Origin of the sequence: Serratia sp. root2, assembly GCF_031931805.1 — a bacterium.
In the GTDB taxonomy this organism is placed as follows: Bacteria; Pseudomonadota; Gammaproteobacteria; order Enterobacterales; family Enterobacteriaceae; genus Serratia; species Serratia inhibens.
In genome coordinates this window covers 845,659-868,539 of record NZ_JAUJXB010000001.1, presented here as the reverse complement: position 1 = coordinate 868,539, position 22,881 = coordinate 845,659, and the positions used below count along the sequence as shown (strand labels likewise).

Here is a 22,881-nt window from a genome sequence, read left to right as displayed (position 1 = left end):
GAATAACTTAGATCGGAAATATGAATTAATCATGGCAGAACAATGACGTTTTTTGCCGCAACCCGCGCCAGACAAGGCGTTTGGCCATCCCTGTCACAACTGAGTCATTGATATGACTTAAAAAAAGCTTTTTATGGCGCAGGAAATTTTCCGGTATGCCAACTAAGCTTAATCAGAAGGTGAATTTATCCTGGGCCCAGTGGCAATACAGCGCAACTCGCGATAATAAGCGCACCAAGTTGGCATACGGGTTGCTGTACTCAGGTAATAACTTCTTCTTTCGGGAGCCAAAACACTATCACCAGCTCCCTTTAACCTGTGCTAATAACGAAAAGGACGGGCATCATGAACATATTTGACCACTATCGCCAGCGCTATGAAGCTGCCAAGGACGAAGAGTTCACACTGCAGGAATTTCTTACCATTTGCCGGCAAGATCGCAGTGCATATGCTAATGCGGCCGAACGTCTGCTGATGGCTATCGGCGAACCCGTTATGGTCGACACCGCGCTTGAGTCACGCATGTCTCGCCTGTTCTCCAACCGGGTGATCGCACGCTATCCGGCATTCGAAGAGTTCTACGGCATGGAAGAAGCTATTGAACAGATAGTTTCTTACCTGAGACACGCCGCGCAAGGGCTCGAAGAGAAGAAACAAATCCTTTACCTGTTGGGCCCGGTGGGCGGCGGGAAATCATCGCTGGCGGAACGCCTGAAAGCGCTGATGCAACGCGTACCTATTTACACGCTGAGCGCCAACGGAGAACGCAGCCCGGTCAACGACCATCCGTTGTGCCTGTTTAATCCGCAGGAAGATGCCAATATTCTGGAAAAAGAATACAACATCCCGAACCGTTACCTCGGCACTATCATGTCGCCGTGGGCCGCGAAGCGCCTGCATGAATTTGGCGGCGACATCACCAAATTCAAAGTAGTGAAAGTGCGTCCTTCGATTCTGGAACAGATTGCCATCGCCAAGACGGAACCGGGGGATGAGAACAACCAGGACATCTCCGCGCTGGTAGGGAAAGTGGACATCCGTAAACTGGAGAACCACGCCCAGAACGATCCGGATGCCTACGGCTATTCCGGCGCCCTGTGCCGTGCCAACCAGGGGATTATGGAGTTCGTAGAGATGTTCAAAGCGCCGATTAAAGTGCTGCATCCTCTGCTGACCGCCACCCAGGAAGGTAACTATAACGGTACCGAAGGCATCTCCGCCCTGCCGTTCAGCGGGATTATTCTGGCTCACTCCAACGAATCCGAATGGGTGACCTTCCGTAACAACAAAAACAACGAGGCCTTCCTCGACCGCGTTTATATCGTCAAGGTGCCGTACTGCCTGCGGGTGTCGGAAGAGATGAAAATCTACGACAAACTGCTGGATCACAGTGAGTTAACCCATGCGCCTTGCGCGCCAGGCACGCTGGAGACGCTGGCACGCTTTACCGTGCTCTCTCGCCTGAAAGAACCGGAAAACTCGAGCATTTACTCGAAGATGCGCGTCTATGACGGTGAAAGCCTGAAGGACACCGATCCAAAAGCCAAGTCGTATCAGGAATACCGCGACTACGCTGGGGTCGATGAGGGCATGAATGGCCTGTCCACCCGTTTCGCGTTCAAAATCCTGTCGCGGGTATTCAACTTCGATCACGCCGAGGTAGCCGCTAACCCGGTACACCTGTTCTACGTACTGGAACAGCAGATCGAGCGTGAGCAATTCCCTCAGGATCAGTCGGAAAAATATCTGGAACACCTGAAAGGCTATCTGATCCCGAAATACGCCGAATTTATCGGTAAAGAGATCCAGACTGCCTATCTGGAATCCTATTCGGAATACGGTCAAAACATTTTTGACCGCTACGTGACCTATGCAGACTTCTGGATCCAGGATCAAGAGTACCGTGATCCGGATACCGGCCAGCTGTTCGATCGCGAATCCCTGAACGCTGAACTGGAGAAAATCGAGAAACCGGCCGGCATCAGCAACCCGAAAGATTTCCGCAACGAAATAGTCAACTTCGTGCTGCGCGCCCGTGCTAATAATAGTGGTCGTAACCCTAACTGGACCAGCTATGAGAAGCTGCGTACCGTGATCGAGAAAAAAATGTTCTCGAACACCGAAGAGTTGCTGCCGGTGATTTCGTTTAACGCTAAAACCTCAACGGACGAGCAGAAGAAACACGACGACTTCGTCGACCGCATGATGGAAAAAGGCTATACCCGCAAACAGGTTCGCCTGCTGTGTGAATGGTATCTGCGGGTCAGAAAGTCTTCATAACGGCTAATGAGAATTAGCGTCATGGAGATGGCGTAGGTAGAAAGTTGGCAACGTCGTTTGGGGGAAGTATGGCGTATTTTATTGACCGACGGCTTAACGGCAAAAACAAGAGCATGGTTAACCGCCAGCGCTTCTTGCGCCGCTACAAGTCGCAAATCAAACAGTCGATTGCCGAAGCCATCAACAAGCGTTCGGTCACCGACGTGGACAGCGGGGAGTCGGTTTCGATCCCCAATGGCGATATCAACGAACCGATGTTTCATCAAGGCCGCGGTGGCACACGCCACCGCGTTCATCCAGGTAACGATCACTTTGTGCAGAATGACCGTGTCGAGCGCCCTCAGGGCGGCGGCGGCGGCGGTGGCGGCGGTCAGGGGAACGCCAGCCAGGACGGCGAAGGCGAGGATGAATTCGTTTTTCAGATATCCAAAGACGAATACCTTGATCTGCTGTTTGAGGATTTGGCGCTGCCGAACCTGAAAAAGAATCAGTATAAGCAGCTTACCGAGTACAAAACGCATAGGGCCGGTTACACCGCCAACGGCGTGCCGGCCAATATCAGCGTGGTGCGTTCGCTGCAAAACTCGCTGGCGCGACGTACCGCCATGACCGCCGGAAAACGGCGAGCCTTGCATGAACTGGAAGACGAGCTCACCGAGTTGGAAAACACCGAGCCGGTGCAGCTGCTGGAAGAAGAGCGGCTGCGCAAAGAAATTGCCGAACTGCGCAAAAAAATCGAAAGCGTCCCCTTTATCGATACTTTTGATTTGCGTTACAAGAACTATGAACGTCGTCCGGAACCTTCCAGCCAGGCGGTAATGTTCTGCCTGATGGACGTTTCCGGTTCCATGGATCAGGCCACCAAGGACATGGCAAAACGTTTCTATATCCTGCTCTATCTATTCCTGAGCAGAACCTATAAAAACGTCGACGTGGTGTATATACGCCACCACACCCAGGCGAAGGAAGTGGATGAGCAGGAATTCTTCTACTCGCAGGAAACCGGCGGCACCATCGTTTCCAGCGCGCTGAAACTGATGAATGAAGTGGTTGAAGAGCGTTACGACCCGGCTCAATGGAACATCTATGCCGCACAGGCCTCGGATGGCGATAACTGGGCCGATGACTCACCGTTGTGCCACGAACTGTTGGCGAAGAAACTACTGCCGATGGTGCGTTATTACAGCTACATCGAAATCACGCGCCGCGCCCACCAAACGCTGTGGCGTGAATATGAAGACCTGCAGGTGAAATTCGATAACTTCGCCATGCAGCATATCCGTGAGCCGGACGATATTTACCCGGTATTCCGCGAGCTTTTCCATAAGCAAACGGCATAATATTTATTAAAACAGCCAGCTAATCTTGTTAGCTGGCTGTTCCTTTTACAGGAAAAAAGAACACCTTCTCAGGATCGTTTTCATCCAGGTTTTCAATACAACCGCTCTCAGTAAAGCCGACTTCCAATAACAGCTTCTTTATGGGTAAATTCGAATCGTTAGTCGAGGTAAAAAGCTTGGGGCGCTCACAAAGCGATTTTAATTGTTCGAGTAACTTTCGCCCCACGCCTCTGCGTCGAAACCGCTCATCGACCATAAGAATTTCGATAAACCCATAACCGTAAAAGTGATAGTGCAGCACGCCATAAGCCACCATTTCACCAGCAAGCTCTACAACATGGCAGACACCGGCCTCGCACCACTCACGGATCTCGGTATGACGGTGCAGATCATGCGATGCAACGGTATCAAAACCGATCAAAACATTAATATCCTGCATTGTTGCAAGGCGAAAAATCATTTTTCCTGCCCCCCTTATTTATTTCCCTTAACGCAGTCCACCGCTAAGGGAATTCCTAATTACGTTTTCTTTACGCGCTGCTCATTGCGCAGGTTAGGAATATTCCTATTTAATGGGTTGCCAAATTGCAATCTTAGGTGGGTGCTATGGAACTACTTCCAATCGCAATCATCGTCGTTTTGATGGCAGTTGTCGTATTTTCCTTTGTCCTTTATTGGCGGCAAAGAAAAACAAGTACTTTCAACACCAAGCGGAAACGACGTTAGGACGACTATCCACAAGGAAGTGGTCCCACAGTAACGCGTTCACCTCTCCCCAACTACCGCGTAGAACCCTGTTTGAGGATATTCTGATACAGGCAGCGACTTGAATCTTTCACTTGTCCATAAAGTTTACGTGGGTTACTGTCACCTTCCGAAGGTTCACACCACCTCGCTCGTAACCAGAATAAGATCCAAAAGCTAGCTATCATCCCTTAATCCCGCCGTCGCGCGGGATCTTTTTGACGTCAGAAAAATCACTGCTGCCAGAAATTGACAGTAACGCCCACTAAACTTGGGATCCTGCGGGTGAACAATTCCGTGGGCTATCTTTCAGCATCATAAGGGAAAACGCGCCAATGACATGTGCCATAACTGTTCTTACCGATAACTTTTCCGATTGGGAAACCGCGCTGATCAATTCCACTTGTCGCGGCTATTACGGTTTCGATACCCGTTTTGCTTCACCCAAAGGCGCTTCGGTTATGTCTTCCGGAGGTCTGCTGGTTACCCCACAGTTATCGATCGACGCCATCAAACTTAACGATATTGACCTGTTGATCGTCTGCGGCGGCACAGCCTGGCAAAGTGGGCAAGCACCAGATATCACGGCCTTGGTCGCCGAGGCTCACAGAAAGAACATCGTCGTCGCCGGAATTTGCGACGGAACCCGCGTCTTGGCGCAGTCAGGCGTGCTCGATAACCTCCGCCATACCTCTAATTCGGCTGAAAACCTGTCGCAACTGAACTATGCAGGCGCCGCGTACTATCAGGATGTACCCTATGCCGTTGCAGACCAACGCGTAGTTACTGCGCCAGGCACAGCGCCCGTCAGTTTTATGGCTGAGATCTTGGGGGTACTTGGTTTTAATGACGATAATCTTAAAGCCTATTTGTCCATGCACGCGGCCGAACACAGCAAGCCTGTTTCAGGCTCGTAGCAAATCAGTTATAAAAAGCCATTGCGGGGCCTGAGCGGTGACGGCTTATGAAGCGCCAGCCGCCTCATCAATCAAAGCGGCCACCTCCCGCGGGTGCGAAGCAAGCGATGCATGGCTGGCATTCAGCGTAATCACTTTTTTAGCGTTCAGGCGGGCCGACATGCGCCGTTGGTTATCGGGGGAAATCATATGGTCGTCGCTGGATATTTGGTACCAGGAAGGTTTGTGCTTCCATGCCGGCTCAGTGATAGCGTTGCCGAAGGTAGTGGCCAGCGGAGCTTTTTGCGTCACAGCCATCACCAACGCGTCATCAGGGGAAAGATCCTGGCCAAAGCTTTCGTGGAACTTGTCCGGTTTTATCCATAAATACCCGTCACTATCGGGCATCAGGTTCGCCATCGCAGCCGGGGGATGTTCCTGAGTAATGCCGCCAGGGCTTTCCCCCGCATCCGGCGCAAAGGCGGCGATATATACCAGCCCGACCACGTTGGGTTGGTTACCCATTTCGGTAATAACCGCACCGCCATATGAATGACCTACCAGTAAAACCGGCCCTTCTTGCTGAGCCACCATTTTGCGCGTACGTTCGGCATCATCGGCCAGCGACGTCAGGGGCATCTCTACAGCGTGAATCGAGTGATATCCTCTGCGTGACAATTCGGTAATGACGCCCCTCCAGTGTGCAGCACCGCCCCAAAATCCATGTACCAAAACTACTGTGGGTTTTGCATTCATGACTGATTCCTTATGTAAGATGGCGGCGTTACATCAGACCCACTCATTAACCCTGTGCTTATCAAGTGCCCGTCTGTGCAAAATCAAACGCCGCATAGACCTATGTATATAGTTCACCGCTGCAGATCTCGGCAATAGCTATGAATAGTTAACATCATTGCGAGCGCCTTTCTCTTGAATTCCATTCGCCCCGGGTCATTTCCCAGATTTCTGATGGCATGCGGCCACAGATATAGTCCGTTTCTTTGGTGGCGACGAGCCGCATGCCATTACGCTCTGAAATACGCCGCGATGCCTGGTTATCTTTTGCTTTGGTCACTCTCAGCACCTCCTGCCCCAGCACATTAAACCAGAACTCCGTGACGCAGTGGCTGGCTTCGCTCATCATTCCCTGATACTGCCATTCCGGCGCTAACCAAAAACCACGGTGGCTGTCGCCACCCAGGCTCAGGTTTATCACACCGATCAGGTGCCGCTCATCCTCCTTGCGGCGAATAGACCAAAACCAACCGGTTCCGCTTTCCATCGCCGGCAGCGCAACATGATTTATAAAATCAAGTGCAGCCCCTGCTGGATAGGGCCAGGGGATTTGGTTCGTCAGATAACGCACAATTTCCCAGCATGGAAATGAATGCTGGATATCTGCGGCGTCATCAGGTTCCAACGGGCGCAATACCAGCCGGCGGCTGGTTAAAACGGGGATAGCCAAGGCAAACACCTCCCATAAACCAGATCCAAAGTCTGTTGCAAATCAGCATCAAAACCACATTAAAACTAGGATTTTTACCTATTACGATCTAAAATCCCATGTAAAAACAACAACAAGTAATATTATTAATATCAAAAAGGAATTTTGACGTGAAGGAAATGATCTCAATCCTTTGTATCGTTAGCCTGTTGGCGATGCTTTTTTCATGGTTGTTTGTCTACGGCCTGAACATTTATTAGACGGCTGACAGGCATAAAAAAACCCCAGCATGCGAACGCATACCAGGGTTGATAGTCTGGGCTACATGAAGACATTCCCAGTGCGAAACGGCTTGGCCCGTCGTTGGCCCCCTACTGTTTAGTCTGGATCCAGAAAGCATGAATCAGGCCCGGGAAATACCCCAACAGGGTCAGGATAATGTTGAGGATAAAAGCCCCGCCGATGCCCTTATCAAGCAACACACCCAGCGGCGGTAGAATAATGGTAAATACGATTCTCCAAAAGCTCATACTCGCTCCTCATTTGCTCCATGGCCTATCAACATATTATATCTATTAAACATTTTCAAATGTCCGATTAATTGGGCAATCGCAAGATGTGGGGCGTTATGTTCTCCGGCATCGCCATGACCGCCCACCAGGACAGTCTTCCCCCGAGCCAAACACCCATGACAACATTCTTATTGTGGTTATAAATAATAAACTAAATAAACAACTAATAAGCATTGATTATGAGGAATTAAGCCCCTAGAATTCGCGGCTGAAAAAAACGACTGGGATAAGGTTTCATGTCACCGCTGTGGGTTGCAACACAATATTTTTATTTAATTGGCCTTTTGGTTTCTATGGTTTTTACCTATTTAGTCAGCCGGGATACCATCAAAATTCGTTTTATCAGCGCGTTAACTATTGGTTTGACCTGGCCGCTAAGCCTACCGGTGGTGTTGCTTTTCTCCCTGTTCTAACGATCCACCCCGTCGGCAAAGCGACGGGGCGATACAGCCCCTTTCTTCAGAAATCGTACCCCAGGGTAGCCACCACAGAACGTTCCGCGCCCCAATAGCAATAACCGGTGCCATAACAGGCCGCAACGTATTTCCTGTCGGTCAGATTATTGACGTTCAGCTGAACGTAGGCACCTTTCAGTGACGAATTGACACCATCGAGATTCATTCTCACCGAAGCATCCACCAGCGTCACCGAAGGAATGCGTAGCGTATTTTCGTTGTCTGCCCACTGCTTGCCGATATAGCGTACCCCCATGCCAAGATCCACGCCGAACCCGGCAGCATATTTACCCCACAGAGAAGCCATTTGATCTGGCGCCAGATACGGCGTATTGCCGTTGTTGCCATCGATCGCGTCTTTAAACTTCACTTTGTTGTAGCTATAGCCGGCAATCAGATCGAAACGTTCGGTGATCTTGCTGCGGGCTTCCAGTTCAATCCCCTGCGAATGCACTTTGCCGGCCGGCAGATAATAACTTTGCTGCACTACTCGGTTGGCAACGTCTTTCTGCGTCAAATCGTACAATGCCACGCTGTAAATCGATGCACTGCCTGGCGGCTGATATTTCAGCCCCACCTCATACTGCTCACTGGTGCTCGGTTTCAGCATATGTCCGTTTTGATCGGGCAGCGCCTCGGGCGTTACCGCGGTGCTGTAGCTGGCGTAAGGTGAAAGACCGTTATCAAAGTGATACAACAAGGAGGCACGGCCGCTGAAGTTATCATCGCTGCGCGCGTCGCTGGTGCCGGTGTTGAGCGTCGTATTTTTAGACTCGATGCGATCGAAGCGGCCGGACAAGTTCAGATACCAGTTCTGCAAGCTGATTTCATCCTGCAGATAAACGCCGCTTTGCTCGTAGTGCCGTCTGGAGTCGGTATGCGTCAGGCCGGTTAACGCCGCCCCGCCGGACACACCGGTATAAGGATTAAGCTGCGATGCGGCGGCAGACTCTTCCCACAAATTATTGCGAAAGCGCTGGTAATCCAGCCCCAGCATTACCTTATGATCCAGCACCCCGGTGGCAAAGTCGGCCTCCAACTGGTTATCGACGGCAAAGGCGTCCAGCGACGTGGCAGAGCCGCTGTAATAACGGTTCAACAAGCGGTGATCGTCATTCCAGCCAATTTGATACACCTGTTGCAACTCCACATTAGAGTGGGTGTAACTGGCATTCTGACGGAAAGTCCAGACGTCGTTAAAATTGTGGGAGAAAGCATAACTGTAGATCTGCTCCCAGCGCTTGAACACATTCCGGCTGCTCTCACCGTCAAAAAATCCGCGCCCCAGTTTGTCGCCCGAGCGGGAATAGAGACTGCCATCTGCCGGCACAGCGCTGTGGTAACCGCCGGACGGATCCTTCTGCAGGTAAGCTTTAAGCAATAGCGAGGTATTTTCATCCGGCTGCCACAGCAATGAGGGGGCGACGGCATAGCGTTCTTCACGCTGATGGTCGTACATGGTTTCGCTGCTGCGCGTCATGCCGGTCAGCCGGTAAGCCCACTGCTCGGACAGAGGTCCGGTCACATCGAAAGCTCCTCCCTTCGTGCCGTTGTTGCCCGCCGTCAGGTTCATGTGCCCTTCCGTGGCGAACTGAGGTCGCTTGGACGTCAATGCCACCAGCCCACCCGGGATACTTTGTCCGTACATCACCGAAGAGGGCCCTTTGATGACATCAATACGTTCCAGGAACCAGGGATCGACCTGCAATGCATTATAGGTGCCGCCATCGCTCAACAGCCGCAGACCGTCAAGGAAGGTGTTATTGACGTCACCGCCATGAAAGCCGCGCAATGCGATGGTGTCATATCGGGTGGCCCCGCCGGAAAAGTTGGTGAAAACACCCGGAGTATATTTCAGCACATCGTTAACCGTCTGAGCATTCTGATCGGCCATCTGCTGACGGGTAACGACCGAGACCGACTGAGCCGTCAAGATTAACGGTCTGTCTGTTTTGGTCGCTCCCTGGCTGGTCGTGGCCTGATAGCCCCGAGTCGCAGTTTCCGCCGTATCGGCAGGTGTGGCAGTGACCACCACAGTATCTTCAGCGAGCGACGTCAGCGGCAGAAACATGGCGAACGCACATAACCTGTACGACCGTTTGACAAAAAAAGGTATCAGCATCTCTTGTAATCCCTGGTAATTGCCCTAAATCACACCAATAAGCCTCTCCGTCAGCAACGCTGTCTAACAGAGTTCGTAGAGGATCTCGGTGTACTGAATGCAAAAAGAAACGAATATTAATGATAATTATTATCTTTATCGATAGTTAATTTCAAATATGAGGACGCTTTTTATGAACCGGCAACGTGTTTCATCGCAGTTGAAAACCCATGGGCAGATTGGGGTTAGCGAGATGAAATAAAAGGCATAAAAAATGCCAGCACGAGGCTGGCAACAAATACTGGAAGCAATGTGAGCAATGTCGTGCCGGCTTGGGTGGCACACAAGGAGACAACCCTTTTTCTCCCTCACCGGCCATCAAATGATAACGACTATCATTATCCTTGGCAAGGTGCTTTTACCTGTGTACGGCATGGCGTCATCAATGCTCTGCCCTGCCAAGCCGCCGATATAAACTCACTATTGCCAAAAAAATGGCCGCTATCAGGACATTGGCCAAAGCCCACACAATTAATATAGGCACAACGGTTTGATAGAGCGGAATGCCCCGGGCAGCAGAGAAGGGATTAAGATGCCAGGATCTGATAAGAAAGAAGGGATTCAAATTAAACGCTTGGCAGACCAAAGCTATCAGCGTCGGTGGCAGGAAAAAATAAAGTCCCAACGTGGCGACCAGTAAACATACTGTCGAACGACTGTTTTTATAATTTTTCATATCACTATCTTGCCATTACTCTTTCGCTGAACACCCTGGCCGTTATTGTTTGAACAGACCCGGCAAGCACCGATTAGTTCCACTTTTGGGGTAAAATAAAGCCCGTTTGGCGTTTAATTTTCATTTAGCCATCTGATGTTATAACGCTGTTCAGCTCAGGAGGCTCTCATGATACCGGACTATTGCCCTATTCCGCCAAACACCAAAAAGCTCAAAGTCATCTATGGCTGGTATATATATGCCGTCTATACGCTATTGATCTTTAATATCTACCTGGCGGTATATAACGTCTGCGTCAGACACCCCATTGAATCGCCGCTGACCTCATGGCTCCATAGCCTGTTCATCGCCTTTATGCTCTACCAACTGCTGAAGAAACGAACGCGTTTCGCCTGGCTGATGCTGGCCTATTTTATTCTGATGCGGCTGTATTACGCCAACGTGTTGCATATCGAATTTAATTCCTGGAGCCGCGGGTTGGTCTTCGTGATTCTGACGGTCTTGCTCACCGGCACGATTGCACTGGGGCAACTCGCGACACCGCCGTTGCGTCAGGATTGGTTGGCACGCTTGGGCTGGCGGCAATGGGCTACGTTGACCGGCTTATCCGGGGTACTGACGCCATTGATAACTACCGATTATCTGGGTTGACGGCAGTCATTTATTTTGGAATATGCGGCTCGGAGATATCAACCATACGGCACAGCTTGGTGTAGTTACTGGATTGTTCGCACAACTTGTCGGTGACATAAACGCCAAGGTAACCCAGCACCAGCACATAGCCGGCCATGCACAGAATAAAAATAAACGTTCTCACCGATAGAACCAACCTGACAACAATACCTTGAGTATCATACCTTGATTTTCCTGCTTTAGACCATTTCAAAGTATTTCAGAAATCTGCTGGTCATTTCTCGCCAGTGAATGTTATGTTATTACATATCAAAAAATACTTGCAGATACGCTTATGGAAACCCAAAACCCACCGTTACTCACCGTAGAACATCTGACACTGTCGATTAACGGGGAAGTCAAAATCAGCGATCTGAACTTCACCCTGCATGCCGGCGAACGGCTGTGTCTGCTTGGCGCATCCGGTTCAGGCAAGTCACTCACCGCCGCGGCCATTTTGGGCACGCTGCCGAACGGCGTCGAACTCAGCGGATCGATACGGTTACTGGGGCAAGAAATCAGCGGTCAACGTTTGCAACAACGCAAGTCCCCCTCGCTGGCAGCCATTTTTCAAGATCCTTTTACCAGCCTCAACCCCCTGACCACCGTGGGTAAGCAACTGATCATGGCCCTGCGTGGCCGGAGCGGCATGAGCAAAGAACAGGCTCAACGCTGCACCACCGAGTTGTTGGCCGCGTTGGGTTTGTCGCCGGACATAATCATGATGCGCTACCCGGGGCAATTGTCCGGCGGCCAATGCCAGCGGGTCTGTGCTGCGCTGGCGCTGAGCGGCGAGAAAAACCTGTTGATAGCGGATGAGCCCACCACTGCGCTGGACATGGTCAGCCAGCATCAGTTAATCGATATCCTGAAGCGCTATACCGAGCGCCCCGCGGCAACCGCGCTGCTGTTTATCACCCACGATCTTTCCGTCGCCGCCAGCCTGTGCCAACGCGCCATCGTGCTGGCGAACGGCAAGATAGCTGAGCACGGGTCTGTCGCACAACTGTTGCGCCAACCTGTACATCCCTATACCCAGCGGTTGGTTGCCACGGCACTTCGTCCGGCATTCGGTCATTCTCCCGCCATGAGTATGGCGGGATAATCCAGTGAATCACCCGCCGGTCAACGCCACACTGCCCTTTATCAGCCTGCAGAATGTCTGTCGGCAATATACGCCTGCATCGGGTGGTCTCAGCCCTACTGACCTGAATCTGCATGCAGAAGAACGCATCGGGCTGGTTGGCTGTTCCGGTGCAGGTAAATCCACCTTGCTTAAACTGCTGTTAGCGTTAGAAGCTCCGGATTTCGGCCACATTCTCTGCCAGGGCACAGCAATTCGCCCAGCGTCCGTTCGCCGGCTGCGCTGGTACCGACGTTTGGTGCAGTATGTACCGCAAGACGCTCACGCCTCGCTTAATCCGCGCCATACGGTCGCCGAACTGATTATCGCCCCCCTGCGCCAACTCGGCCTGCCGCAGGATTTGAGTATCACTGCCGAGCGTGCTCTGCGTCAGGTTGAACTGGATGAACACCTGCTGTACGCCAGGCCAGGCCAGCTTTCAGGCGGGCAGGCACAGCGGGTAGCGTTGGCACGCGCCATCGCGCTGCAACCCCGTTTTTTACTGGCCGATGAGCCGGTCAGCGGTCTGGACCTGCCCTTGCGCCGGCAGATCATCAACCTGCTCGATCGTATTGCCCGTCAGCAACGTATGGGAATGTTGCTGGTCTCCCATGATATTTCGTTGGTGGCCGCCTTATGCCAACGCACGCTGGTGATGGATCGCGGCGCCATAGTGGAAGATCGCCCAACCCAGGATCTGCTGCAAACGCCCCGGCATGTCGCTACCCGCGCCTTGATCGCCGCAATCCCATCGTTGTCCTCTTTTTAGCCCTGAGATCCTGAGGAATTTTGCATGCTGAACCCGCGATTTATTGGCCCAACCGGCTGCCTGCTTGCCGGCAGTTTGCTGCTTGGCGGTTGCTTTGAACCTGCGAAGCCGAAAGAAAGTGCCACCGAAGAAAAACGTATCCGGTTGGCCATGCTACAACCGCCCCGCTCCGGGTTAACGCCATTGAGCGATGACGCATTTAAACTCTCGCGCTGGAGCAATGCCGAAACCCTGGTGGTGCTGAACGCCAATGGCGATGCCGAACCGGCGCTGGCGACGGAATGGCAGCAAATAGATGAGCGCCGCTGGCGCTTTGTACTGCGTCAGGGCGTCAGTTTTCATGACGGCAGCGCAATGACGGCGCAAAGCGTAGTGCGCTCACTTTCAGCGGCAATGAATGCCGCGCCAAAACCGCGCATTCTTGATGGCGTTGAACTATCGGTCGCCATCGAAGGTGATAACGCCGTGGTGATCACTACCGCTCATCCTGACCCCCTGATTCCGCAACGGCTGTCCAGCCCGCAATTGGCGATCCTCGCCGAACGGGCCTATGCCGCCAACGGCGTGGTTAATCCGTTGCAAGCCGGAACCGGCGCCTTTGTGCTGACGGAAATCAACGGCACCAGCAGCGCACGGCTAAACCGTTTTGAGGGCTACTGGGGTGGAAAAGCCGCCGCGCCGGGGATAGACGTCAGTTTCGTGCCGGACAGCAACGCCCGCGCCGCCGCCTTGCGCACCGGCAGCGCCGATCTGGTTGAGGCCCTGCCGGTATCGCAGTTGCCGCTCATTGAAGCGGGGCTGATCCACGAAGTCCCGATGCCCCGCACCAATACGCTGTATCTGAATACTCGCCTTGGCGTTTTCCGCGATCCCGCGGTGCGTGCAGCAGCGGCAGCGGCGGTTCAACGCCAACAGTTGGTGGACAACGTCTACGAAGGCCGCGCCGATCTTGCTACCGGGTTGCTTGGCCCTGCATTACCCTGGGCCGCCTCATTACGGCAACCGCAACCGGTTATCCCGCCGGCGGCGGTAAAAGGCCAAACCATTACCCTGGCGACCTTCAGCGATCGGGCAGAGCTGCCCGAAGTCGCGGTTTATCTGGCGCAACAGCTCAGCGCTACCGGCTTTATAGTGAAGCAGGTAGTACGTGAATACGCCCACATTGAAGCCGATGCGTTGGCGGGCAAATTCGACGCGTTCATTTTGTCGCGCGCCACAGTGTTGGATTCCGGCGATCCGGTGGCCTACATGTACAGCGATTTTGCCTGTCGGGGATCGTTCAATATCGCTCAACTCTGTGACCCCAAGGTGGACGAAGCCTTAACCCAGGCCGCTGCCATACCGGCCGGCGCGCAGCGGCGTCAGGCAATTATCGAGGCGGAGAGCCGCATCCTTGCCACGCATGCCGCCATCCCCTTGTTGCATGAAAGGGTTATCCAGGGTGAAACCGTCGCCATGCAGCACGCAGAACGCGACCCGCGTGAACGCCGATTGGTGACACCGCGCAGCGTCATTTTCGCCGGGCAGCCCCGATCGTGAAAAAGCGCTCGATAAAGATGTTGTTGCCGCTCGTCTCACGCTTGCTTGCCCTGTTGGCGATGATTTTGCTCATTGGTCTGATGCCCTGGATTTCCGGCCGCGATCCCGCGCTCAGCCTGCTGCGGGCCCGCTCAAGCGAGCAAGAGGCGACGCCGGAAGCCCTGAACGCCATTCGCCAACGATTCGGTCTGGATGACGGGCCGTTGATGCTGCTTGGCCGGTGGTTTACCGGCTTGCTGCGCGGGGATGCCGGCAACTCCTGGATCTCGGGGCAACCGGTGCTGGAAGGCATGCTGCAAGCCGCCGGAGTGTCTTTGGTCCTGATGGCCTGTGCGCTCACGGTAGCGCTGTCGGTAGCACTGCTGTTGGCGTTGCCAAGCCTGTGGCGTGGCCTGCGCGGCAACAGTCGGCGCCCTGCCGGCGTACTGGCCGTAGCACTGACCTCCCTGCCGGAATTTTTGCTGGCGGCGCTGTTGCTGATTGTCGGTGCCGTCTGGTTGCGCTGGTTCCCGCCCTACGGCTGGCAAAGCCTCCAACACGTTGTTCTGCCTGCGCTGGCGCTGGGCCTGCCCGCAGGAGGACTGCTGGGCCTGTTGTTCAGTGACGGACTGACCGCAACCTTCTCTGAACGCTGGTTGATTACCTGGAGTCTTGCCGGTATCTCCCGGAGGCAACGTCTCTTGGCGGTATTGCGCCGCACATTGCCCGCCCTGCTGCCACAAATTGGTCTGGTGCTGGTAGGGCTTACCGGCGGTGCCATTGCCGTCGAGAAAGTGTTTGCCATACCCGGTCTTGGTCGGGCGACCTTGGGTGCCGCCATCGCGCAGGATCTGCCTGCGCTGCAGTGCGGTATCCTGATTTTGCTGATGATCGCCTTCAGCGCCGGTTTCCTGGCGCAGGGAGCGCATTATCTGCTGCTGGGCCGTATCGCCGCGTCCCTGCCTAATGCGCCGCAACCCCAGCACAGCGCCAAAGGCAGTTATCTTGTCGCCGCAATCGCCGTGTTATTGCTGTGTCTGCTGGTGCTGAGCGGGATCATGCGCGATCCGTTCTCGTCCCTGCATATTCGCCTGCAACCGCCGAGCCTGGCACTGCCCTTTGGCGCCGACGCCACCGGCAGGGACATTCTGGCGCGGGTCGCCCAGGGTGCGGTGAATACCAGCCTGCTGGCGCTGGGCGTCAGCTTCGCTTCGCTGCTCCTCGGAATGCTGTTTGGCCTGATGCCGCGTCTGATGTGCGGGGTGATTGAACTGGCCAACGCCACACCGCCCGTCGTGGCGGGCCTGTTGGTGATCGCCATTATCGGCCCCTCAGCCTACGGTGCCGCCTGCGCGGTAATGCTGGTCAGTTGGGCACCGCTGGCGGCACACTGCGCCTCGCTATTGACGGAGGCGCGCACGCAGCCCTATATCCGCATGCTGCCCGTATTGGGAATAGGCCGCCTGCGCACGCTGACGCACTACCTGCTGCCGGCGTTAGTGGGGCCGCTGCTTCGTCACGCCATGCTGCGCCTGCCGGGGATTGCGTTGGCGCTGGCGGCGCTGGGTTTCCTCGGGCTCGGGCCTCAACCGCCCAGCGCAGAATGGGGATTGGTGCTGGCCGAAGGCATGCCTTATATCGAACGAGCGCCCTGGGGCGTTGTGACACCAGTGGCCGCCCTGGTGCTGCTGGCGGTGCTGGCGGTCACTCTGGCGAATGCCGCAGGCCAGCGCCGTGGCTGACTGCGCATCCTCGCCCGGTTTGTAGTAACATACTACGATGATTCAACCAGCGGAGACCGCCAATGCACCATCTGATGCTAGACATTGAAACTCTGGACATAAAACCCAGTGCGGTGATCCTGGTGATTGCCGCCGTATTTTTTGACCCCAAGACCGGCCAGCTCGGCGCGGAATTCGAAAACGCCGTCAGCAGCCAAAAAGATCAGCCTGGCAGAACCATCAGTCTGGATACCGTGGCCTGGTGGGCAAAGCAATCTGACGAAGCACGCAAGTTGGCCTTTGGCGGAACGGAAAGCCTGAAGCGCGTACTGACCAGCCTGAGCCGTTTTATCCATATGAACAGTACTGACAGAGTGAAAGTCTGGGGGAACGGTAAGGAGTTCGACTGTACGATCCTCGAGCATGCTTTCCAGCAGTTTGAAATGCCCTGTCCGTGGAAGTTTTGGGACACGCAGGACGTGCGTACGGTAATCACCCTGGCCGAACTGCACGGCTTCAACCCGAAAAAGGAACGGCCCTTCGAAGGTACACCGCATCGTGCGCTGGACGACGCCAAACACCAGGCACGCTATGTAGCGGATACGGTTTCCGCACTTTATTATCGCCAGGCCTCCGCCGTGTAATTCAGGCCGGCAAAATTCACCTGACGACCGCTTGTGCTTTGCCTCTTTCCATTTGACGCCAGAATCTCTACTCTACCCCTCTTTGTCACTAGGACGTGCTGTTTTTGTTATGCAAAAATTTCTGTTTCTGCTTCTTAGCCTGGTGCTTCTCGGCCCGCTGGGCATCGATCTCTATCTGCCGACCATTCCCGCTATCGCACTGGGCCTTAACAGCAGCGAAGCGCTGATTCAGTCCACCATTTCACTGTTCATCCTGGTATTGGGTCTTGGGCAGGTTATCGCCGGCCCGCTGGTGGATAACTACGGGCGCAAGCCGGTCGCGCTGGCCGGTATTGTTATCTACATGATCGGCGCGGCAATGGCGGCGCTGGCGACCTCGCCAACGGTGTTTGTTGCCTCACGCCTGCTGCAGGGCGTGGCAGTGTGCTGTACGGCGGTAGTGGCATTCAGCGGCGTACGTGACCGCCTGAATGGCGACGACGCCGCACGTGCCTACGGTTTTCTCAACGGCACGCTGAATATTATTCCTGCGCTGGCGCCGCTGCTCGGTGGGCTGCTGGCGGAAGCTTTCGGCTGGCGCGCCCCATTCTGGTTCCTGGTTTGCTATGCCCTCGCCGTGCTGGTGCTGATCGCCCTGCGCCTGCCGGAAACCCGGCCGGCGGACACCCTTAGGGTCAAAGGATTGCCGATGCGGCAATATGCGCGCATCCTCAGCGATCGCAATTTCCTGTCCTTCGCAGTAGTGAACTCCGGGGCAATGGGGATGGCGTTAACCTATGTTTCGCTGGCCCCGAACGTGCTGATGGGCACTGCCGGACTGACGCCGCTGCAGTTCTCGCTGGTATTCGGCGCCAACGGCTTTTGGATCATGCTGGTCAGTTTTTTCGCCAACCGCATTATTCACAAAGTCGGCCGACCGATTTGCCTGGCGACCGGCGGGGTATTGATGGGGATCGGTTGTATTGGGCTGTTACTGGGCGTTAGCCTGCTTTCCGGCTCGGCGCAAACTCATTGGCTGGCGTATATGCTGCCGGTGGCCTTCGCCTGTGCAGGTCTGGCGTTTGTGATGGGCCCGGCAACCAGCTATGCGCTGGAGCCGTACTCCAATGAAGCCGGCGTCGCTTCTGCGTTGGTGGGCTTCGTGCAGATGGCCGGCGGAGCAGCATTGGGCCTGTTGGCAATGGCAATGCCGTTGCAACCGAAACTGTCGCTTGCATTGGTGATGCTGGCGGGTTGCCTGCTGGCGCTGCACGCACGGCAGCGCAGCAAGCAAATAAAAGGTCAGTTGAAGAAAGTTGCCTGAGGCTTACGCCTCGACGGTGACCGGCACTCTCGCAGCCAGCGCCGTCAGCAGCTCATAACCCAGCGTGCCTGCCGCGGCGGCGACATCGTCAACCGGCAGGTGTCGCCCCCACAGTTCTACTGCCGTGCCAATGTCAGCGCTTGGACAGGGCGTCAGATCGACTGCCAGCATATCCATGGAGACCGTGCCTAGGGTACGCGTCAATACGCCATCCACCCAGACCGGCGTGCCGCTCGGCGCATGACGAGGATAACCATCCGCATAACCGCAGGCTACCACACCGATACGCTGCGCGGTATTGGCGCTGTAACACCAGCCGTAACCCACGCGATCGCCGCTTTTCAGCGCCTGAATACCAATGATTTCACTGCTGAGCGTCATGGTTGGCCGCAGGCCGCTGTCGGCGATATCGCGCCACTTGCCGCTTGGCGATGCGCCATACAATACGATGCCTGGCCGCACCCAGTTGCCGTGGGTTTGCGGATGCCACAATGTGGCGGCGGAGTTCGCCAGGCAACGCGGCAGGGGTATTCCCGCCGCCGCGCCCTCAATGATCGTCATCTGCTCTGCCACGCCTTGCGGGCCGTCGGCGGTGGCAAAGTGGCTCATCAGCGTCAGACTGGCGATATTGCCCATCTCCCTCGCTTGCAGCCAAAGGCTATGCAAACGATCAGGGGCAAAACCCAGGCGATTCATCCCGCTGTTCACTTTCAGATAAACATCCAGCGGCGCGGACAATTTGGCCTCGGCTATCGCCGCCAGTTGCCAGTCGCTGTGCACCGAGGTGGTTAAACGATAACGATCGAGCAGGGCCAAATCCTGTGGCTTGAAAAAACCTTCCAACAGCAAAATCGGCCCTTGCCAGCCGGACTCGCGCAATAAAATGGCTTCGGCGAGATCCAGCAAGGCGAAACCGTCGGTCTGCGCCAGGCTGCGCCAGACATGCTTGATTCCGTGGCCATAAGCATTGGCTTTTACTACTGACCAAATTTTAGCGCTGGGGGCAAAACGGCGAACCACCTGCAGATTATTTTCAAAAGCCGAAAGATGCAGCGTGGCGGTAATCGGGCGAGGCATGATTTCTCCTGCGTACTGGCGGTTGAGGTCACGGGCCGACGCCCGTGACTACAGCATTATAAATTAAGAGGATTAACGCGCTGGATGCACATCGTTCAAGGGCGTGAGGTGCTCGTTGCGAAAGCTGGCACTGTATCGCGCCACCGCCAGATCGTCTGAAGGGATAGCCGGCGTGGTACCTGAAATCAGATCGGCAAGCAATTGGCCGGAGCCGCACGCCATGGTCCAGCCCAAAGTACCGTGCCCGGTATTGAGGAACAGGTTTTTCAGCGAGGTCTTGCCGACGATCGGTGTGCCGTCCGGCGTCATAGGACGCAGACCGGTCCAGAAAGTAGCCTCTTCAACCCGCCCGCCGTTGGGGTAGAGATCACGTACTACCATTTCCAGCGTTTCCCGACGTTTCTGCTCCAACTGGGTATTGAAGCCGACAATTTCCGCCATGCCGCCGACACGAATACGTTGGTCGAAACGGGTAATGGCGATTTTGTAGGTTTCATCCAGAACGGTCGAGAACGGCGCCGCAGCTTCATCCGCGATAGGAATGGTCAGCGAATACCCTTTTAGCGGGTATACGGGGATCGAGACCAGATCGCGCAACAGCGCGGTGGAGTAAGAGCCGAAAGCCACTACGTAGCTGTCGGCCTTGAACACCTCTGCGCCGCACTGCACGCCGCTGATTTGATCGCCGTCCACCAGCAGACGATCAACAGTGCGGTTATACAAGAAGGTGACGCCCGCCTGCTGCGCCAGCTTGGCCAGTTGCTGAGTAAACAGCTGGCAGTCACCGGTTTCATCATTGGGCAATTGCAGACCGCCGGTCAGCTTGTACGCTACCTGCGCCAGAGCAGGTTCAACCGTTGCCAGTTGGTGAGCTTCCAGTAGTTTATACGGCACGCCCGCATCTTCCAGCACGGCAATGTCTTTCGCCGCATTTTCAAACTGCTGCTGGGTGCGAAACAGCTGCAGTGTGCCGCCCTGACGCCCTTCGTACTGAATGCCGGTTTCCTGTCGCAGCGCCTTGATGCAGTCACGGCTGTATTCCGCCAGCCGCACCATGCGCCCTTTATTGGTCATGTAGTGCGAGGTGTCGCAGTTTTTCAGCATTTGCCACATCCAGCTCAACTGGAAACTGCTGCCATCCAGACGCACCGCCAGCGGTGCATGCCGCTGGAACATCCATTTGATGGCTTTCAGCGGCACGCCCGGCGCAGCCCACGGAGCCGCATAGCCCGGTGAGATCTGGCCTGCATTCGCCGCGCTGGTTTCCATTGCCGGGCCAGGTTGGCGATCGATTACCGTCACCTCGTGCCCGGCTTTCGCCAAATACCAGGCACTGGCAACACCCACCACCCCACTACCTAAAATTACCACTCGCATCGCTGACTCCAGCTCAAGGCTTCACAAAGCATAATCTTCTGCTCACAGGAAATTAACTCAGTGGAAAAATCCGTCCAACATCTTCGTCATCAAACGTGACCATATTCACAATTAATTTATCGTTCATGGCCGCGTCTTTTGCAATACCTACCTATAAATAGCGATAAGATGTCGTAGAAGGCCGCTTTTAGAGGGCAACAACCGTTGATATGCTATCAATGACAGCATTGATATCATCAAAAAAATCCACGGCGTGCAACAAGCTTTTAACAGAATATAAAAGTAAAATAAGCATCATTAATCAGAATAAAAAACCAATAAAACATCCCTTTATCGCTATAACCTTTTACCGAGAGTTGGGTCTGCCATAGCAGAAAAAACTCAGGGCAAAATCCCCTCGGCTCCCCGTCGTGGAGAGGTTGCGGGCAGATCGTTGAATTTTTACGCTTTATATCATTATTCCCTATGCGCAGTTTGAGCTACGATTGATACAAGGGTCTGCCGTTCGAGCAAGGTCCGTAATAACGAGGGTGCGCTGATGACTACTTCAACACATGATAAGGTCAAGGAAGATAAGCGTCTGAGCGATGGACCGGACTGGACGTTCGAGCTGCTGCAGGTGTATCTGGAGCACATCGATCGCGTAGCCAAACATTACAGGCTCGACACCTACCCACATCAGATCGAGGTCATCACCTCAGAGCAGATGATGGACGCCTATTCGAGCGTCGGCATGCCGATTAACTATACCCACTGGTCATTTGGGAAAAAGTTCATCGAAACCGAGCAGCGTTACAAGCATGGGCAACAGGGTCTGGCTTATGAAATCGTTATCAACTCCAACCCCTGCATCGCCTATCTGATGGAAGAAAATACCATCACCATGCAGGCCCTGGTGATGGCTCACGCCTGCTATGGGCACAACTCTTTCTTCAAAAATAATTACCTGTTCCGCAGTTGGACAGACGCCAGTTCGATCGTCGACTACCTGCTGTTCGCCCGCCATTACATCAGCCAGTGCGAAGAGCGTTACGGCGTTGAGGAAGTAGAAAAACTGCTCGACTCCTGCCATGCGCTGATGAGTTACGGTGTGGATCGTTACAAACGGCCGCAGAAAATTTCGCTGGTCGAAGAAAAGGCGCGACAGAAAAGCCGTGAGGAGTACCTGCAAAGCCAGGTCAATACGCTGTGGAAAACCCTGCCACGGGTCGAACGCGAAGAGGCGCCTGAACAGGCCCGCCGCTATCCGAGCGAACCTCAGGAAAACATTCTCTATTTTATGGAAAAAAATGCGCCACTGCTTGAGCCCTGGCAACGTGAGGTTCTGCGCATCGTGCGCAAAGTGAGCCAGTATTTTTATCCGCAGAAACAAACGCAGGTGATGAACGAAGGTTGGGCGACATTCTGGCACTATACCATTCTCAATCACCTGTACGACGAAGGTCGGGTCACCGAGCGTTTCATGCTGGAGTTCTTGCACAGCCACACTAACGTGGTGTACCAACCACCGTACAACAGCCCATATTACAACGGCATCAACCCGTACGCATTGGGCTTTGCCATGTTCCAGGACATCAAGCGCATTTGCCAATCGCCGACGGAAGAAGATCGTTACTGGTTCCCGGACATCGCCGGTAAAGACTGGCTGGAAACCTTGCATTTCGCCATGCGCGACTTCAAGGATGAAAGCTTTATCAGCCAGTTCCTGTCACCCAAGATCATGCGTGATTTTCGGCTGTTCACCGTGCTGGACGACGATCGCAATAATTATCTGGAAATTGCGGCTATTCATGATGAGGCCGGTTACCGGGCGATTCGCCAAGAGCTGTCCGCGCAATATAACCTGAGCAACCATGAGCCGAACATTCAGATTTGGAATGTGGATTTACGCGGCGACCGTTCCTTGACGCTGCGCTACATCCCGCAAGATCGCGCACCGCTCGACAAGAGCCGCCGAGAGGTGATGAAGCATCTGCATCGCCTGTGGGGCTTCGACATTATTCTGGAACAGCAGAACGAAGACGGTAGCGTCGAGTTGTTGGATCGTTGCCCGCCACGCCCTGCACCACTGTAAGTTTGCTTAATAACTCAGCTTCCATAATAACAAAG

At 54.3% G+C, this 22,881-nt stretch carries 21 protein-coding genes; 12 read left to right on the top strand and 9 right to left on the bottom strand.

Annotated features, from left to right (window positions below; genetic code table 11):
- The first annotated feature begins 345 nt into the window (after positions 1-345).
- Both yeaG and QZQ97_RS04085 read left to right on the top strand, forming a co-directional pair.
- Entirely contained in the window at positions 346-2,280 is a 1,935-nt protein-coding gene (gene yeaG / locus QZQ97_RS04090) for a protein kinase YeaG (RefSeq protein ID WP_006322614.1), read from the top strand.
- Between the two features lie 68 nt (positions 2,281-2,348).
- Positions 2,349-3,620 carry a YeaH/YhbH family protein gene (locus tag QZQ97_RS04085; protein ID WP_311992363.1) on the top strand — a complete coding sequence of 424 codons (1,272 nt, stop codon included), beginning with the start codon at positions 2,349-2,351 and terminating at the stop codon, positions 3,618-3,620.
- Positions 3,621-3,648: 28 nt separating this feature from the next.
- Here QZQ97_RS04085 and QZQ97_RS04080 read toward each other — a convergent pair whose 3' ends face one another.
- Positions 3,649-4,080 (bottom strand): GNAT family N-acetyltransferase, encoded by a 432-nt coding sequence (locus tag QZQ97_RS04080; protein ID WP_311992362.1) that lies wholly within the window; start codon positions 4,078-4,080, stop codon positions 3,649-3,651.
- 619 nt (positions 4,081-4,699) lie between these two features.
- On the opposite strand from QZQ97_RS04080, the gene QZQ97_RS04075 reads away from it, so the two are divergent.
- Complete coding sequence (locus tag QZQ97_RS04075; RefSeq protein WP_311992361.1) at positions 4,700-5,281, top strand: type 1 glutamine amidotransferase family protein; 582 nt, start codon at positions 4,700-4,702, stop codon at positions 5,279-5,281.
- 45 nt (positions 5,282-5,326) lie between these two features.
- Here QZQ97_RS04075 and QZQ97_RS04070 read toward each other — a convergent pair whose 3' ends face one another.
- The 3 genes from QZQ97_RS04070 to QZQ97_RS04060 all read right to left on the bottom strand — a co-directional run bounded on the left by QZQ97_RS04070 (position 5,327) and on the right by QZQ97_RS04060 (position 7,234).
- Positions 5,327-6,016: an alpha/beta hydrolase gene (locus QZQ97_RS04070; RefSeq protein ID WP_311992360.1), complete on the bottom strand. Its 690-nt coding sequence runs from the start codon at positions 6,014-6,016 to the stop codon at positions 5,327-5,329.
- A 154-nt stretch (positions 6,017-6,170) separates the two neighbouring features.
- Positions 6,171-6,725 (bottom strand): GNAT family N-acetyltransferase, encoded by a 555-nt coding sequence (locus tag QZQ97_RS04065; protein ID WP_311992359.1) that lies wholly within the window; start codon positions 6,723-6,725, stop codon positions 6,171-6,173.
- Positions 6,726-7,075: 350 nt separating this feature from the next.
- Positions 7,076-7,234 carry a YqaE/Pmp3 family membrane protein gene (locus QZQ97_RS04060; protein ID WP_006322621.1) on the bottom strand — a complete coding sequence of 53 codons (159 nt, stop codon included), beginning with the start codon at positions 7,232-7,234 and terminating at the stop codon, positions 7,076-7,078.
- A 278-nt stretch (positions 7,235-7,512) separates the two neighbouring features.
- On the opposite strand from QZQ97_RS04060, the gene QZQ97_RS04055 reads away from it, so the two are divergent.
- Complete coding sequence (locus QZQ97_RS04055; protein WP_004945419.1) at positions 7,513-7,689, top strand: GhoT/OrtT family toxin; 177 nt, start codon at positions 7,513-7,515, stop codon at positions 7,687-7,689.
- 46 nt (positions 7,690-7,735) lie between these two features.
- Here QZQ97_RS04055 and QZQ97_RS04050 read toward each other — a convergent pair whose 3' ends face one another.
- Both QZQ97_RS04050 and QZQ97_RS04045 read right to left on the bottom strand, forming a co-directional pair.
- Positions 7,736-9,853: a TonB-dependent siderophore receptor gene (locus QZQ97_RS04050; RefSeq protein ID WP_311992358.1), complete on the bottom strand. Its 2,118-nt coding sequence runs from the start codon at positions 9,851-9,853 to the stop codon at positions 7,736-7,738.
- 421 nt (positions 9,854-10,274) lie between these two features.
- On the bottom strand, positions 10,275-10,568 hold the full coding sequence (locus tag QZQ97_RS04045; protein ID WP_311992357.1) for a hypothetical protein: 294 nt from the start codon (positions 10,566-10,568) through the stop codon (positions 10,275-10,277).
- A gap of 168 nt (positions 10,569-10,736) precedes the next feature.
- On the opposite strand from QZQ97_RS04045, the gene QZQ97_RS04040 reads away from it, so the two are divergent.
- Positions 10,737-11,219: a hypothetical protein gene (locus tag QZQ97_RS04040; RefSeq protein ID WP_311992356.1), complete on the top strand. Its 483-nt coding sequence runs from the start codon at positions 10,737-10,739 to the stop codon at positions 11,217-11,219.
- A 10-nt stretch (positions 11,220-11,229) separates the two neighbouring features.
- Here the strand turns inward: QZQ97_RS04040 and QZQ97_RS04035 are convergent, their stop codons facing one another.
- Entirely contained in the window at positions 11,230-11,385 is a 156-nt protein-coding gene (locus QZQ97_RS04035) for a hypothetical protein (protein WP_013813239.1), read from the bottom strand.
- A gap of 150 nt (positions 11,386-11,535) precedes the next feature.
- Here QZQ97_RS04035 and QZQ97_RS04030 point away from each other — a divergent pair, with 150 nt between their 5' ends.
- The 6 genes from QZQ97_RS04030 (at position 11,536) to QZQ97_RS04005 (ending at position 18,318) form a co-directional block, all read left to right on the top strand.
- Positions 11,536-12,345 (top strand): ABC transporter ATP-binding protein, encoded by an 810-nt coding sequence (locus QZQ97_RS04030; RefSeq protein WP_311992355.1) that lies wholly within the window; start codon positions 11,536-11,538, stop codon positions 12,343-12,345.
- 4 nt (positions 12,346-12,349) lie between these two features.
- Complete coding sequence (locus QZQ97_RS04025; protein WP_311992354.1) at positions 12,350-13,132, top strand: ABC transporter ATP-binding protein; 783 nt, start codon at positions 12,350-12,352, stop codon at positions 13,130-13,132.
- Between the two features lie 24 nt (positions 13,133-13,156).
- The gene (locus QZQ97_RS04020; RefSeq protein ID WP_311992353.1) at positions 13,157-14,671 is read left to right on the top strand and encodes an ABC transporter substrate-binding protein; all 1,515 of its coding nucleotides are present in this window, start codon (positions 13,157-13,159) and stop codon (positions 14,669-14,671) included.
- Positions 14,672-14,688: 17 nt separating this feature from the next.
- Positions 14,689-16,392 (top strand): ABC transporter permease subunit, encoded by a 1,704-nt coding sequence (locus tag QZQ97_RS04015; RefSeq protein ID WP_311992352.1) that lies wholly within the window; start codon positions 14,689-14,691, stop codon positions 16,390-16,392.
- A 62-nt stretch (positions 16,393-16,454) separates the two neighbouring features.
- A complete protein-coding gene (locus QZQ97_RS04010) occupies positions 16,455-17,015 on the top strand; it encodes a 3'-5' exonuclease (protein WP_311992351.1) in 561 nt (186 codons plus the stop codon).
- Between the two features lie 109 nt (positions 17,016-17,124).
- Positions 17,125-18,318, top strand: coding sequence for a multidrug effflux MFS transporter (locus QZQ97_RS04005; RefSeq protein ID WP_311992350.1), 1,194 nt, complete (start codon positions 17,125-17,127; stop codon positions 18,316-18,318).
- Between the two features lie 3 nt (positions 18,319-18,321).
- Here QZQ97_RS04005 and dadX read toward each other — a convergent pair whose 3' ends face one another.
- Positions 18,322-19,395 carry a catabolic alanine racemase DadX gene (gene dadX, locus QZQ97_RS04000; protein ID WP_311992349.1) on the bottom strand — a complete coding sequence of 358 codons (1,074 nt, stop codon included), beginning with the start codon at positions 19,393-19,395 and terminating at the stop codon, positions 18,322-18,324.
- Between the two features lie 72 nt (positions 19,396-19,467).
- A complete protein-coding gene (locus tag QZQ97_RS03995; protein WP_311992348.1) occupies positions 19,468-20,772 on the bottom strand; it encodes a D-amino acid dehydrogenase in 1,305 nt (434 codons plus the stop codon).
- Between the two features lie 538 nt (positions 20,773-21,310).
- Between QZQ97_RS03995 and QZQ97_RS03990 the strand changes: the two genes are divergently transcribed.
- Positions 21,311-22,846: a SpoVR family protein gene (locus QZQ97_RS03990; RefSeq protein WP_311992347.1), complete on the top strand. Its 1,536-nt coding sequence runs from the start codon at positions 21,311-21,313 to the stop codon at positions 22,844-22,846.
- Positions 22,847-22,881: the final 35 nt, after the last annotated feature.

Excerpts from the sequence above, each read along its gene's own strand:
- QZQ97_RS04010 (WP_311992351.1), top strand. The coding sequence starts at position 16,455 with ATGCACCATCTGATGCTAGACATTGAAACTCTGGACATAAAACCCAGT.
- QZQ97_RS04050 (WP_311992358.1), bottom strand. The coding sequence starts at position 9,853 with ATGCTGATACCTTTTTTTGTCAAACGGTCGTACAGGTTATGTGCGTTC.
- QZQ97_RS04045 (WP_311992357.1), bottom strand. The coding sequence starts at position 10,568 with ATGAAAAATTATAAAAACAGTCGTTCGACAGTATGTTTACTGGTCGCC.
- dadX (WP_311992349.1), bottom strand. The coding sequence starts at position 19,395 with ATGCCTCGCCCGATTACCGCCACGCTGCATCTTTCGGCTTTTGAAAAT.
- QZQ97_RS04055 (WP_004945419.1), top strand. The coding sequence starts at position 7,513 with ATGTCACCGCTGTGGGTTGCAACACAATATTTTTATTTAATTGGCCTT.
- QZQ97_RS04005 (WP_311992350.1), top strand. The coding sequence starts at position 17,125 with ATGCAAAAATTTCTGTTTCTGCTTCTTAGCCTGGTGCTTCTCGGCCCG.
- QZQ97_RS04015 (WP_311992352.1), top strand. The coding sequence starts at position 14,689 with ATGTTGTTGCCGCTCGTCTCACGCTTGCTTGCCCTGTTGGCGATGATT.
- QZQ97_RS04060 (WP_006322621.1), bottom strand. The coding sequence starts at position 7,234 with ATGAGCTTTTGGAGAATCGTATTTACCATTATTCTACCGCCGCTGGGT.
- QZQ97_RS03995 (WP_311992348.1), bottom strand. The coding sequence starts at position 20,772 with ATGCGAGTGGTAATTTTAGGTAGTGGGGTGGTGGGTGTTGCCAGTGCC.
- QZQ97_RS04080 (WP_311992362.1), bottom strand. The coding sequence starts at position 4,080 with ATGATTTTTCGCCTTGCAACAATGCAGGATATTAATGTTTTGATCGGT.
- QZQ97_RS04085 (WP_311992363.1), top strand. The coding sequence starts at position 2,349 with ATGGCGTATTTTATTGACCGACGGCTTAACGGCAAAAACAAGAGCATG.
- QZQ97_RS04070 (WP_311992360.1), bottom strand. The coding sequence starts at position 6,016 with ATGAATGCAAAACCCACAGTAGTTTTGGTACATGGATTTTGGGGCGGT.
- QZQ97_RS03990 (WP_311992347.1), top strand. The coding sequence starts at position 21,311 with ATGACTACTTCAACACATGATAAGGTCAAGGAAGATAAGCGTCTGAGC.
- QZQ97_RS04075 (WP_311992361.1), top strand. The coding sequence starts at position 4,700 with ATGACATGTGCCATAACTGTTCTTACCGATAACTTTTCCGATTGGGAA.
- QZQ97_RS04030 (WP_311992355.1), top strand. The coding sequence starts at position 11,536 with ATGGAAACCCAAAACCCACCGTTACTCACCGTAGAACATCTGACACTG.
- yeaG (WP_006322614.1), top strand. The coding sequence starts at position 346 with ATGAACATATTTGACCACTATCGCCAGCGCTATGAAGCTGCCAAGGAC.
- QZQ97_RS04020 (WP_311992353.1), top strand. The coding sequence starts at position 13,157 with ATGCTGAACCCGCGATTTATTGGCCCAACCGGCTGCCTGCTTGCCGGC.
- QZQ97_RS04040 (WP_311992356.1), top strand. The coding sequence starts at position 10,737 with ATGATACCGGACTATTGCCCTATTCCGCCAAACACCAAAAAGCTCAAA.